The 13,082-nt window shown below is 49.8% G+C and carries 13 protein-coding genes and 2 pseudogenes; 11 read left to right on the top strand and 4 right to left on the bottom strand.

Annotated features, from left to right (window positions below; genetic code table 11):
- The 6 genes and pseudogenes from AC1RVX_RS29335 to AC1RVX_RS29360 all read left to right on the top strand — a co-directional run bounded on the left by AC1RVX_RS29335 (position 1) and on the right by AC1RVX_RS29360 (position 5,840).
- Positions 1-1,503: a sensor domain-containing diguanylate cyclase gene (locus AC1RVX_RS29335; protein WP_493220131.1), complete on the top strand. Its 1,503-nt coding sequence runs from the start codon at positions 1-3 to the stop codon at positions 1,501-1,503.
- A gap of 17 nt (positions 1,504-1,520) precedes the next feature.
- A complete protein-coding gene (locus AC1RVX_RS29340; RefSeq protein WP_493220132.1) occupies positions 1,521-2,108 on the top strand; it encodes a hypothetical protein in 588 nt (195 codons plus the stop codon).
- Between the two features lie 219 nt (positions 2,109-2,327).
- A complete protein-coding gene (locus tag AC1RVX_RS29345; protein ID WP_493220133.1) occupies positions 2,328-3,437 on the top strand; it encodes a VirK/YbjX family protein in 1,110 nt (369 codons plus the stop codon).
- Between the two features lie 834 nt (positions 3,438-4,271).
- Positions 4,272-4,610, top strand: a pseudogene (locus tag AC1RVX_RS29350) (helix-turn-helix domain-containing protein); the annotation flags it as partial.
- A gap of 140 nt (positions 4,611-4,750) precedes the next feature.
- Positions 4,751-5,134, top strand: a pseudogene (locus tag AC1RVX_RS29355) (DUF2130 domain-containing protein); the annotation flags it as partial.
- A gap of 220 nt (positions 5,135-5,354) precedes the next feature.
- A complete protein-coding gene (locus AC1RVX_RS29360) occupies positions 5,355-5,840 on the top strand; it encodes a hypothetical protein (protein WP_493220134.1) in 486 nt (161 codons plus the stop codon).
- Between the two features lie 313 nt (positions 5,841-6,153).
- Here AC1RVX_RS29360 and AC1RVX_RS29365 read toward each other — a convergent pair whose 3' ends face one another.
- The gene (locus tag AC1RVX_RS29365; protein WP_493220135.1) at positions 6,154-6,873 is read right to left on the bottom strand and encodes a hypothetical protein; all 720 of its coding nucleotides are present in this window, start codon (positions 6,871-6,873) and stop codon (positions 6,154-6,156) included.
- Positions 6,874-6,946: 73 nt separating this feature from the next.
- Here AC1RVX_RS29365 and AC1RVX_RS29370 point away from each other — a divergent pair, with 73 nt between their 5' ends.
- Positions 6,947-7,513 (top strand): TetR/AcrR family transcriptional regulator, encoded by a 567-nt coding sequence (locus AC1RVX_RS29370; protein ID WP_493220136.1) that lies wholly within the window; start codon positions 6,947-6,949, stop codon positions 7,511-7,513.
- Between the two features lie 134 nt (positions 7,514-7,647).
- Here the strand turns inward: AC1RVX_RS29370 and AC1RVX_RS29375 are convergent, their stop codons facing one another.
- Both AC1RVX_RS29375 and AC1RVX_RS29380 read right to left on the bottom strand, forming a co-directional pair.
- Complete coding sequence (locus AC1RVX_RS29375; protein ID WP_493220137.1) at positions 7,648-8,484, bottom strand: alpha/beta fold hydrolase; 837 nt, start codon at positions 8,482-8,484, stop codon at positions 7,648-7,650.
- Between the two features lie 51 nt (positions 8,485-8,535).
- The gene (locus AC1RVX_RS29380; RefSeq protein WP_493220138.1) at positions 8,536-8,904 is read right to left on the bottom strand and encodes a nuclear transport factor 2 family protein; all 369 of its coding nucleotides are present in this window, start codon (positions 8,902-8,904) and stop codon (positions 8,536-8,538) included.
- Between the two features lie 112 nt (positions 8,905-9,016).
- Between AC1RVX_RS29380 and AC1RVX_RS29385 the strand changes: the two genes are divergently transcribed.
- Positions 9,017-9,940, top strand: coding sequence for an AraC family transcriptional regulator (locus AC1RVX_RS29385; RefSeq protein WP_493220139.1), 924 nt, complete (start codon positions 9,017-9,019; stop codon positions 9,938-9,940).
- A gap of 1 nt (position 9,941) precedes the next feature.
- On the opposite strand, the gene AC1RVX_RS29390 is transcribed toward AC1RVX_RS29385, so the two are convergent.
- Complete coding sequence (locus tag AC1RVX_RS29390) at positions 9,942-10,955, bottom strand: GlxA family transcriptional regulator (protein WP_493220140.1); 1,014 nt, start codon at positions 10,953-10,955, stop codon at positions 9,942-9,944.
- Positions 10,956-11,075: 120 nt separating this feature from the next.
- Here AC1RVX_RS29390 and AC1RVX_RS29395 point away from each other — a divergent pair, with 120 nt between their 5' ends.
- From AC1RVX_RS29395 to AC1RVX_RS29405, 3 genes are all read left to right on the top strand, one after another.
- On the top strand, positions 11,076-11,717 hold the full coding sequence (locus tag AC1RVX_RS29395) for an HD domain-containing protein (protein WP_493220141.1): 642 nt from the start codon (positions 11,076-11,078) through the stop codon (positions 11,715-11,717).
- 108 nt (positions 11,718-11,825) lie between these two features.
- Positions 11,826-12,176 carry a DUF6616 family protein gene (locus AC1RVX_RS29400; RefSeq protein WP_493220142.1) on the top strand — a complete coding sequence of 117 codons (351 nt, stop codon included), beginning with the start codon at positions 11,826-11,828 and terminating at the stop codon, positions 12,174-12,176.
- Between the two features lie 141 nt (positions 12,177-12,317).
- Positions 12,318-12,986: a peroxiredoxin-like family protein gene (locus AC1RVX_RS29405; RefSeq protein WP_493220143.1), complete on the top strand. Its 669-nt coding sequence runs from the start codon at positions 12,318-12,320 to the stop codon at positions 12,984-12,986.
- Positions 12,987-13,082: the final 96 nt, after the last annotated feature.

A 13,082-nucleotide genomic window follows, 5' to 3' on the forward strand; every position in this document is an offset into this window, starting at 1 on the left:
ATGGTTCTGGGATTTGTCATTCTCGTTTGCCTGTCCCTGATGTTGATGGATGGCTGGCGTAGTTGGGCCGCCAGAAAGAATCAATTGAGCGAAGCACAAGTTTCCACTGCCAACATGGCACGTGCCATCACTCAGCATGCTGACGATACGATCAAAGGGGCAGATACAGCACTGTTGGGTATCGTCGAACGAGTTGAAACAGAAGGCATTGGTCCTGCTGCCTTAACACGAATGCATAAACTGCTTGTGCTCAGGACAGCGGAATTGACTCAACTCAAAGGCTTGTTTGTCTATGACGAAAACGGACGATGGCTGGTGAATTCTTTGCCGACTACACCAGAGAATGTTAATAATTCCGATCGGGATTATTTTATCTATCATCGCACCCATCTGGAAGACAAACCATATATTGGAATACCCATACGCAGTCGTTCAAGTAGTGCCTGGATCATGACCGTATCGCGCCGCATCAATCACGCAGACGGTAGCTTTGCCGGTGTTGCCCTGGCGACGATAGATATAGATTATTTCAACAAATTCTATAACAGCTTTAATCTTGGTAAAGATGGCGCGATTGTTCTGGTCATGGATCGCGGCGTCTTACTGACGCGCCGACCTTTGCAGGCCGACTCCATCGGCAAGAATATGCTGACGACGACCGTCTACAAAGAAGGCATTACTAAAACATCAGGGACATTCACGGTCAAATCTGCACAGGATGGTGTAAAACGACTGAACAGCTTTCGGCACCTAGATAAATATCCCTTGTTTGCCGCTGCTGCCATGTCAGAAAATGAAATCCTTTCAGACTGGCTTGCCGACACCTATTTACATTCCGCCGGTGTCGGAATACTCGTCATTGTCCTGAGTTCAGTCGGATTTTATCTCGCAGGTCAAATCAAGCTACGTTTGAATGCTGAAGCAGAAAGTGCGGCTGCACGAGATGCCATGCTGAACCTGAATTTGGCCTTGGAGCGACTATCATTACAGGATGCGCTCACCGAACTGGCAAACAGACGTAATTTTGACATTACCTTAGAAGAAGAATTTAATCGGGCAATTCGCAATGCGAGTTCACTGGCACTGATCATGTTCGATGTGGATCACTTCAAGAGATACAACGATATTTACGGTCATACAGCAGGAGATGAATGTCTCAGAAAAATAAGCCAGGCTGCTAAAACCTGTCAAAACCGTGCCGGTGACCTTATTGCACGTTACGGTGGTGAAGAATTTGCTGTCATCCTTCCTGCCACTGACGCGGAAGGGGCAAGACTGATCGCAGAGAATATTCGTCTGGCAATTCACAACCTGGCCGTACCACACGCAGGTAATGAAGCAGGTTTTGTCACCATCAGTGCAGGCGTAGAAGCCATTATCCCAGTTAAGGACGTGAACAAGCCGTTGGAATTGATTGAGGCGGCTGACAGGGCACTCTATGTGGCAAAAAGAAATGGCCGCGACCGCGTTTGCCGCAACAAGAGTCTCACGCGAGTCGCCTAAAGAAAAAATACACGACCATGATTTGTTTTGAAATTGCCATTAATGGCAAGTTCTTGTGCCGTGCTGGCATTGAAAACGCGACGGTAATATCCCCCAACGTCAGCATGTTTGCTGATGCAGGAAAAGCCGTGCACTTGCGTATCAGCGCAATGACCAAGCGACCAGACGGGTGCTGTGAACATGTGTCTTGGTTTGACGAGATTGAATTGTCTCCAGGAGATGGCATCAATTTCGTCATGGTTGAATCAAACTCGCCGACAGAACCGAGCAAGGTGACAGGGTTGTCACCTGATAATTACGCGGACAAATTAACATGGCCGGAAGAATTCGAGAACGCGCAACTGCCGCACGTTTTGCAAACAGAAAGTATGTGGTCGTCTTCCGGACTGCTATGCAGTATCAATGGTGAGCAACAAACCCTCATTGGCGCAATTCCTGGTGATGAATATATTTCTTGCTCGTTGGCGTGGAGCAATAAAAATCCTGATTGCTATCAGATTTATACTCGCTCGTTCGGCAATTACGGCGCATCTTCCCTTGATCGGAAACGGCTTCAATCCATATTATTGATCAATGACACGTTGACCTTGCGCATTATTGCCTGAGCTTTTAAAGCTGTGATCAATGAGAGCGGCGAGGGTAGGGTAAATCAGCAACTTGGGCTGATTGATTTCATGTCAAGTCAATATACAAATTTTGTTAAATTATGCTGAAATTCTCATGTTTTGTGCCGCTGCTCACCAATACTGAAGAACCACTCTCACAGGTAATTGGATACATTGAGTTACAATCTGCCACATTAAGTTGCATTAACAGGCAGAATCGTGTACACCGCAGAACAAAAAAGTCCGTTTTTAAACACGCTGAATCCTGTCGTGCATATAAAGCATTGGTCTCAATGCATAAGTCGCTTTGCTGCTAATTTTGCCTGGGTGTATGAGAAAGCATTTACCTCTGAGTCAGCCAGTATCGGGAGAAGAAGTAAGTTCATTGTGAGGACGCTGCTCAATTTGAAATCGAGCGCGTTCTGGTTTCAGTATGTGAGAAGCAGTTACTTACAGCAGGCGATCAAAAGCGAGCCGAGCCTTCTCGAAGTCATTCATCGACCTTTCTTTGACAAGAATATCAACTCAACTCAGCGAGCAAAAATGCTTGCAAGCCATTTCGAGTTGCTGCTTCGCCTCCTGGGTGCCAGGAAGACGGCGGATATCATGCACGGAGGTCGTGTTTTACTGTCCCAGTTCAGCGGCAAAAACGAGAAAAGTTTTTCTATTTATTTGGTACGTCAGGATGCGTTCAAGCGTGAAGGAGGCGTAACGCTGGAGCTTAGCATGAATGATACTTCTCTCCTTTATTTGACCTTTACCATGATCAATACAGTCCAAGGCAGATCAATCAAGGTGGGCGGTGTTCAGTCGAGCAGGGCTAATTGTCGTGACCTGACACGCGAAGCGACCCATGCCTTACATGGCATCCAGCCGCGACTATTGTTAATTGAGGCGTTGCGCAGCATCGCTAGCACGATCAGTTGCACCAGCATCGAATGTGTGGGCAAGGAAAATCATATTCATCGTGCCTGGCGCTATCGCCTGAAAAAAAGCATTAGTGCGGAGTATGATCAATTGTGGCTGCTGGCTGGCGGTCAACAGAACAAAAGCGGAAACTTTGAGATTCCCTGCGTTGTACATGAAAAACCGATTGAATCACGGCCATCAAATAAGCGAAGCGAATATCGGCGTAGGGCAGTAGTTCTTGACACTATGCGCACGCAGATACATTCCGTTGTTCGGGGCAATATCCAAGCACTCGCCTTTGCCAAGATAAATCGGTATCAATGTTCGTCACTACCTTTGCCTCTACATCTAATGGAACAGATAGCAATCGTTGGTAAACCATGCGCAAATGCCTGGTTTGTTATTGAGAAGCGTGCTTAAAATGCGGCTCTTTCCGGTTGAAATACAGACGTATAACACTTAAGTTAGCATTCAAAAAAGCATCGAATTTCTATTTCCCTGGTATTGTCGATATAAGTCCGTGCGGCCCCTGTTTATCTGTACTTGTGTGGTCGCTGCATGTTGTCAAACGATCTAAAAACTACGAACTTTTCAAAATTTCTTTTTTCATCTGGGTTACAAGTTCTGCACTGAGCAAAATACACGGAATCACACACATCGCGTCAGCTATTGCACATGCAATAGCTGATGTCGCAGAATCAGCTTTCCTTGAAAAATGCAAAGTTATACTCCCATCCTGTCTGACACGGATAGTCGAATTTTCACATCCAGGTATATCGCGTAAATAAGCGTTGGGATCGGCACAGTGACGAAGTAACTTAAATCTGAGCAAAAATTCAAATGTCCATTCGGTTGGTTCGTATAAATTGTGGTTCATGTTGATTCTGCATCAGATTAAAGTTTAGGTCAGTATTCATCCGCAAAAGCCTACTTAAATTCGACTTTGTATTGGCTACTATCTGGAGCCATAATTAATGGCAGATTTGTTGAGAGCGATGAGTCTGAAGGTATCATTGTAATAGATCTGGATAGCAACTCAATTCTGCTTGGTTAGTATGTTTGAACTATCGAACCGACCACACGTGGTAACACGTTGCTTTGGTAACTCTACCAAGCAAATTTGGCACTTGCGTTAACTTTCATCAAGCTGTTGATTTGCACTGAAAATTGACCCACTTTGCTGAATAAATTGCATCTAAAATTGACCCACGTTTAGCACACAATCCTACTTATCTTGATGAGTAGGGAGCAGGAGTGATTGACGTGGCATTACTAGGTATTATTCGACGCTGGCACATTCGTGACCAGATTCCATTACGGGAGATCGCCAGACGACTTGGCATCTCTCGCAACACTGTCCGGCGCTATCTGCGCTCTGAAGTCACTGAGCCTGCCTATGCAGAACGACAAACAGCCAGTGCCATCGACAAATATGCATTGCAGCTTTCAAGCTGGCTTAAGACAGAAGCGAGTAAAAATCGGAAACAACGACGCAGCCTAAAACAGCTTCATCTCGATCTGAAAGAACTGGGATTTGAAGGGTCGTATGACCGGGTGGCGGCCTTCGCCAGGAAGTGGAAGGTGGATCAAACTGACCGGGTCAATTCAGCTAGCAAACGAACACGTAAAGGAAAAAAAGACCAAACTAACCTCAACCTAACCCTTAAAAGACATTAAAACGAGTGGGTCAGAATTTGATGCAAACGCCGGGTCATAATCCAGCGCAAACTAACAGACCGCAGTTTTTTCTTCCCATTATTACACTGCTGCGGAATGCAGCGATGAATTCACTCAAGTACAAATCGGAACTAGCATTTGTCAAAGCGCAGAACATTGACATCACAAACTTTGAAAACGAGCTAGAAGTATTCAAAACAGCGTTTGGAAAAAATTACGAGCTCGCATCCAAGCGTTTTCAAACTGCGATTGATGAGATTGATAAATCAATCGACCACCTGCAGAAGACAAAAGACGCCCTAATCGGCACTGACCGGAATCTCCGTCTCGCGAACGACAAGGCTCAGGACGTGACGATCAAAAAACTAACCAAAGGTAACCCAACCATGGCCACCAAGTTCTCCGAGCTCAAGAAACAAGATTCTTCCGATGCAAATTGAATCAGGCTAGCCATCTGTGAATTAAAGCGCAGGTGGTTTTTAATGCGACTGGGTGACACAGGCGAAATGCCACTGAGTGATATTTTTATATGCGATTCAGTGGTATTACTTGTGCGAATATGCAGTTGACGAAGATAGGTTTGGACGGCTGCCGGACCAAAAAGTAATATTGTTATGATCGCTCACGGCATAGGTTTTATAAAAAGGGGAACGGTATATTATGGATATGACCTTAATAACAGGTACTATCACAAGTCTCCGCTTCGCTGCAGATATCGCAAAGAGTTTTCTCGAATTAAAATCTACAACTGAGATTCAAGGCAAAGTTATTGATTTGCAAAGCGCAATTTTATCGGCACAAAGTAGTGCTATGGAATCCAACGCTGAACAGGTTGCAATGGCAGAAGAGATTCGATCCCTCAAATCACAAATCGAATTAATGAAGGGCTGGCATGAGGAGGCGAAACGATACAAGCTAATGGAGCCGTGGAACAATGGAAGTTTGGTTTATGCTCTTCTTGAAGTAGCCAAGCAAAATGACCCAGCGCATTACCTTTGTACCAAATGTTTTAACGAGGGGCGCAAGTCAATTCTTAATCCACTTGAAGACAGCAAAGGTTGGTGTGCCTATCGTTGTCCCACTTGCAAATCAGAAGTTCGGAATGGTTATCGAAACGCAACTACTGCTGTATATGCCGCTGAATAGCTTCTATGTTGTATGTCGGATACGCACAACTGAATAATGACTGACCTAGGGCAATCGGCGAATTGATGCGTAAGGATGCAGTCATCCCAGCAGCCCCGTTTTACATGGTTGCGCCGTCGATTGGCAAAGACGTAGCCAGTGCCATGTCAAGGAGCGCTCGCCAGTGCTTGCTGGACACGCAGTGATAGACCATCGATGCCGATGCGCGTAGCAGCCTGAAATAAAAAAATGCCGCTCAGGCTTAACGGAACGGCATTACACGGCAAATGGCCATTTCATTTAATGGACTACGGACGTCGCTTCTCGTGCAACATTAATTACTACCTTTACGTGCCATAGGGATCTGCAGGTTAGTTGGCCGGTTTGCCTCTGAGTTGAAGCCACGGCCATCTATATTGCGTGCGCCCCAGAAAAGCAAATTGTGCGAGAGATACACCAGGTCGTATTCCATAAAGTTCTTGCCCTCGACCAGGCCGAATGGTGCGAAGGATTTACCGAACACGCTCTGCGTTCCACCAACCTCCCAGTGAGTGTAGCCCTTGCCCGCCACTTGATTGAGCAGATCAGCAAAACCTTGGATCAGCGGCGTCACCTCATAAGCTTCGTCAGCGACGAAGTCCACTTTATGCGCACCAGGCGCGATTGGGTGATCTCCTGACCATGTCATATGACCCCGGATCAAAATACGCGCCAACGGTACCTTGCCGTAAGGGTCTGCTGAATTGACAATGGTCAACTCGAAACGGTCACCTGCCTCATACTTGAAATCACGCTTTAGATAGAAAGGCTTGAGGCTGCCGTCCTGGTTCTTCAGAGCGCTCGGGCGGATTTCGGGGGCCAGACTGCTCCATTCGCCCACCAGGGCTTGCTTGGTTTGATCAAGATTCATGACGTGGTTTCCTTCACGAGATAGGATGGAAGTAGGGGCAGAGCTGCAGGCCGATAGAGCCAGCACGAGCAACAGGGACGAAAAAGCAAAGCCAGGTTTCAACATGATAGTCATTCCTTGATTTTGAACTATGACGATCATCATAGTAGCACCGATTATAATGATCGTCATAATTTCTTTTGATGGTGCCAAATGAACAAAATTACGAAAGCAGCCCGTGGCCAGTGATGTTCGTCAACGCATGATCGAAGGGGCGATGGCATTGCTGGCGCAGCGCGGGCTGCAGTCAACCTCATTCTCCGAAGTTGTGGCCACCACAGGTGCTCCGCGCGGTTCCCTCTACCATCACTTTCCAGATGGCAAAGACCAGCTCGTTGCTGCCGCTATCGATTTGGCCGGCGGCGTGCTGACCGACTTCATGAATCGCTGCGTCGGCTCTTCTGCCGAGGCAGTGGTGCAACACTTTCTGCTGATCTGGCGTACCGTGCTCACTCGCTCCGATTGCGAATCCGGTTGTGCCGTACTTGCAGTGACCGTGGCCACCGATTCCACCGAACTGCTGGCGCACGCAACCGCCGTATTCCGCACATGGCGTAAATGCCTGACCGATTTGCTCAGACAGGGAGGACTAGCAGATGACGTAGCCCGCCGTTTCGCTATGGTACTCATCGCCTCGGTCGAGGGTGCGGTCGTGCTAAGCCGGGCGGAGCGCAGTATGGAGCCGTTTGAAACCGTGGCACAGCAATTGGTGGAAGAGGCCAGTCGACTGCAGGGGCATGCCTGAGCTCTCCTTAATCGTGCTGGTGGCACCGCGAGCCGTGACGATAACAAATACCATCGCCAGAACGGCAAACGTTCAAAAACAAGGATGTCCAAGCGACAAAACATAAGTGCGGGGCGATGACACCACACGCTGCCCTAGATTGCTTTGTAGCCGCCTCGAATCCATTCGAGGATCGCCGCAGCATACTCATCCGTACAATCTTCCCAGACAAAATGACCGCCGTCGAGTAGCAGCGAGCGCGTTCTGGGCAAGGCTTTGTCCAGAACCTCAGCGTTTTCCGGGGGCACAAGCGGGTCGTGCGCACCCCAAATGCTCAGGACAGGGATGCGAATGCCCGGAAGTGCTGCTCGCAGGAGCGGAAGATCGGTCGGATAGGCGCGCACGTAGGCCATCGCTTCGACGAAACGACGCCCAACTGAAGATGCCTGATAATCCTTCAGTACATCAGGGTCCGGTTTGGTCTTCATCAACTGATCGATGGCACCGAGGGCAATCACGTCGCCGCTGACCTCTTCGAAGGGGGCAGTCGATGGCGCGTTGATCAAGTCCTTCAACGTCCCGGCTGCGAGGGCGGTGTCGGTAGCACCGCTTCCAACCACCAGGCTTTCGAACCGATTCGGATGGGCGTTCGCTGCGAAGAGAAGCGCCGAGGTGCCGACGTCAGGCGCAACGACATGGACTCGCTCCAGGTCCAGTGCAGAAAGAAACTTGGGAATGAACTCCCCCATTGCCCGGGGTGACATCAATTGCGGTCGACCTTCCGATTGGCCAAAGCCCGGGAGGTCGACTGCAATGAGGGAGGCCCTGGCACTGAGGATAGTCCAAATTCGCTGGAAGGCGTACAAACTTTCTGGCCAGGGACTCGTGAGCAGCAACGGAATTCCCTCTCCAGCACGGTTGCGTAGAAAACGAATCTTCAAGCCATCGATTTCGATGAATTCCACACTCTCTTTGATCATTGGTTTCGTCATGTCAATATCCAGTCTTTGGGTACTATCATCTGTGCCATTGCAGTTCGCAGCTCAGAACATCGTGTTTGTGTTGTTCGCACTCTTTGGCACAGGCTGCAGTACGTCCCAGTGCTCGACGATCTTGCCATCGGCATCGAAACGGAAGATGTCGACGCCTGCGGTTTCTTGGCCAGCCCAGTTCAAGTAGCGCACATGTACAAAGGCCAGATCGCCATCGATCGCGATGCGCTTGACCTCACAGGGGATAGGTCCGGACTGATTGATGTAGCCCACGATGGCATCCAGCCCATCCGGGAAGAGTGGGTTGTGCTGAACGTACGGACCAGCCACGAGGCCTGGATATAAGTCTCCTTGTCCCTGGTTGAAGACTTTGTCGTAGATGGTCTCTATTACTTGTTTGATGTGGTCTTTAGTTCTCATATCTGGCCTCTAAGGTTATGAACATCATCATTAGAAACGATCGTAGGGAGATGAACCATGCCTAAAAGAAGCAAAGACATATCAAATCGTCTCATTTTGCTATAATGAACTGATGCAGACATTAAATGGTTGGTTGAAAGCAGTCCGCGCCGACGGTTTGGTGTTGGTGCGCACGCGTGTCGCTGGGCCTTGGGGGTTCAAGGTCGAGCCTCGCAATGCTGTTGTGTTTCATTTCGTGGCGGAAGGACGTGCCTTTGTGCGCCAGGGCGACGCAGAACCCATGCAATTGGATGCTGGTGAGTTAGTCTTGTTTCCGCGTGGCAGCGCGCATGAAGTGGCGCATTCTAAGCGAGGAAAAACCATGCCGCTTGACACCTTCCTCTCTATGCGCGACGGTGTAGAGGACCGCGACGCAAAGGCTACCACGCTGATTTGCGGTCAGTTCAATATGGACCAACACCTCGCGCTTCCCGCTTTACGCGCATTGCCACAGGCCGTGTTGCTCCGGGCTGGAATGGAACCCGGGTCTTCACCCTTGAGTGATACATTACGCATGCTCCGCGACGAGGTGGAAACGCCGAACTTCGGCAACCACATCGTGGTGCGCAGTCTGCTTTCGTCTTTGTTCGTTTACTTCATGCGCGGGTGGGCAGATGCTGCTTCTCCAACAGCGAACGACTGGTTCTCCGCTTTGCGTTCACCGCATATGACACGGGTTCTGGCGTGCATCCACGAAGCACCTGAGCGTGCATGGACATTAGATGAGCTTGCTAAAGAGGCTGCGTTGTCGCGCGCTACTTTCGCCCGCAACTTCTGCGCTTCAGTTGGCGAGCCGCCGCATCAATATCTGACACGCTGGCGCATGGGCATTGCTGCGCAACTGCTTGAAGAAACTGAACTGCTACTCGGCGAGATCGCGACGCGTGTTGGTTACAAGTCGGAATTCTCGTTCAGCCGCGCGTTCAAGCAGGCACGTGGCGTCGCGCCAACGCAATACCGGCGCGCGCCACACAATGCACAACAGCCACCTCTCTAGATTACTGCATCCTGAAACGTCGCGCGTACTCGTTGGGACTCACATCTATGCGTCTTAAGAACGCCTTTCGCATCACGTCGACGCTGCGATACCCGCTTCGACGTGCGACCTCTTCCATGGAATTCCGTCCCAACTCGAGCGCCCGGCAGGCAGCTTCAAGCCGCACGTCTTCGACATACTTGGCGGGCGTGACGTTTAGTTCCCGTTGAAACGTACGGATAAGCGTCCTGACACTGGTCGAAAATCTGTCTGCCAGTATCTCTACCGTAAGCTCCGTATGCAAATGCTCGCCGATCCAAAGACACAACTCGTCCAAGCTTGAGCTCGACGACCGCTGCGATCGAAGAGCAACGCTAAACTGCGCCTGCCCGCCAGGTCGCCTAAGGAACAGGACTAAAGTCTTCGCAATTTCCAGTGCGACATTATCTCCCAGGTCTTCGGCTACAAGAGCGAGCGCTAGATCGATCCCAGCTGATGTGCCAGCCGAAGTATACACATTGCCATCTTTCACCCAGATTGGTGTCGGATCAACCTCGACTTTTGGGTAACGTTCAGCCAATTGTGTTGCCATCTGCCAATGAGTTGTTGCTCTGCGGCCGTCCAATAGTCCCGCATCCGCCAATGCGAACGCGCCCACACATATTGAGCATACTCGGCGCACCGATGGTGACTTGGTTCGGATCCATGCAATTGCTTCTGGATCAAGTCGTTCGACTGATCTAAAGCCTGAAGCAACAATCAAGGTGTCGACTGGCTCGTCGGCATGCCGCTCCTGTTCAAGTGTCTTGTGTCCCCGTAGTCCGATGCCGACTTCGCTTTCCAGATACACATCCGCACTGCAAGATACCAATTCGATCGTGTAGGGAGCGGGCTCATCGAGTAGCCGGTTCGCAAAAGAGAAGACCTCGGCTGGCCCGATCACATCAATCGCCTCCACCGGCGGTAAACCCAAAATCACGATTCGCTTATGCCGCCCAGCCTTAGGCTGCTTATCTGGTTCTGTTCGCTTACCCATTTTCGCCTCATTTATCTAATAAATTGTATTTTGGCACAAATCGACTGAAAACAGTCATTTATGCCATGTCAAGGGCGCTTAAGCTGAAAACCTCATCAACTTCACGTTCTCGGAGAACATATGAACACACTAGTCACTATTGGAGGCGTTACCCCTCCGGATTCTGCGCTCACCCGGAAAGCAGTATCGCTCGTCGAACGGGTCCATTCAAAAGTACTGCTTAACCACTTGCACCGGACATGGTGGTTTGCTGAATTCATAGCCAAGCGGCGAGGGTTAGCGTACGACCGCGAGCTTGTCTATCTTGCCGCAATTCTGCACGACCTTAGCCTCTCCGACGAGTTCGCGGCAGACCAGCGCTTCGAGGTTGATAGTGCTGACGCTGCTAACCGTTTCCTGCTTGAGAACGACTACCCAAAATCTAAGGCCGAGCTTGTCTGGGACGCCATAGCTCTGCACACTTCCTCAGGCATCGTCGATCGCAAACAACCAGAAGTTGCGCTTATTAACATCGGAGCCTATGCCGACCTTTTTGGGCTTCGGCTGGATGAAATTACTCCTTCTCTAATTGATGATGTGCTCGCTCTTTATCCCAGGATTGGATTGAAGGCTGCGTTTACAGAAGCGTTAGCAGAAGTCGTCAGAAAAAAGCCCCATACAGCTATTAACACCGGATTGGTCGATATTGGGCATCGCCATGTTCATGGTTTCAGTTGCACGAACCTATGCGACCTCATTAACACCGCTCCATTCGACAGCTGAGAGACTCTGTCACCTCAGGGTGGTGAATTAGAACGGATTTCAGGATCTGTCATCTCCACCCTTGTCCACGAAGAATGGTTTCATTCGACACACAAGGAGGCACTTTCCGTGCAACAGATATTTATCGAACTCTACAACTACGCGCCTGCATGGGCCAAATGCTCTGAAAATGAGCGAGCGGACTTCATTAAGAAAATCATCGAGTCAGTGGATGCGATGAAAGCCGCTGGCGTCGATGTCATCGCCTATGGCAAGAACGCCCGCGAAACGGATCATCGTGCGCCGTACGATTTTTTTTGTGTCTATCGCGTACCTAACGTTGAGTTTCAGCGCGAATTCGAGCGCCGGATTGCTGCGTCCGGCTGGTACGACTTCTTTGAGCAGGTGAATGTCAGAGGATCTGTAGAAGATTTTTCGGATGCACTGCTAGGCAACGCCAAGATGGTTCGTCCGGAGTAAGCCTTTTCAAGAAACTTCCCGATCATCGGTTGATTACAATCATAGCTCTTGCAACAGGTGCGAAAGGGGGGCTTGCAGTTGCATCCTGTCGATCACAAACCGTTGAGTCGGCCAAAGCAATAGCAAAAAAAGGAAATCATTATGTCTTTAAAAGAAAAACTCGACGCCTTCAGGGAAAAGGTTGAATCTGGCACTAGAATTCCAAGTTTCGCGGTGGAGAAACTTCACCGGTCAACTGAGGAGCTTATCGCCTCAGGCCAAGCGGAGCGAGCAAAAAAGGCAGGAGACAGAGCACCTGCGTTTGCGCTCGAGAATACCGATGGACGAACAATAAATCTTGCAGATATTCTAGCCAATGGGCCAGTGGTCTTGACCTTCTATCGTGGTGTCTGGTGTCCCTACTGCAATTTGGAACTTCAGGCGCTGGAAGAGGCTCGTAGCGACATCGCCGCTCGAGGCGCGCAGCTAGTCGCCATTTCGATGCAGACCGCGCCGAATAGTCGTAAGTCGATCAGGGAAAATAAGCTCGGTTTCCCGATTCTGATCGATCCACACGGTACTGTAGCCGATGCGTATGGCTTGCGCTTCGCGTTGCAAGACTATCTGATTGACATCTATAAGACTGTCTTCAAGAACGATCTGACCGTCATTAACGACGATCCGGCATGGACCCTACCGATGCCGGCCCGCTATGTCATTGGGCAGAACGGCATGATCGCCTATTCTGAGGTCAACCTCGACTACACACGTCGACCGGAAACAGCCGAACTGTTGCCCGTCCTCGATCGGCTGGGGACATCAATCGCATAAGTAGTGCAATTGGCGACACCCTGCGAGGGCAAAGTCTGCGCCATCGCTTGTCCTGAAGTAGCTTAAGAGTCGATCCTGATTCGAACGGTCTAAGGC

This window comes from Undibacterium sp. GW821-FHT11B02, from assembly GCF_058808955.1.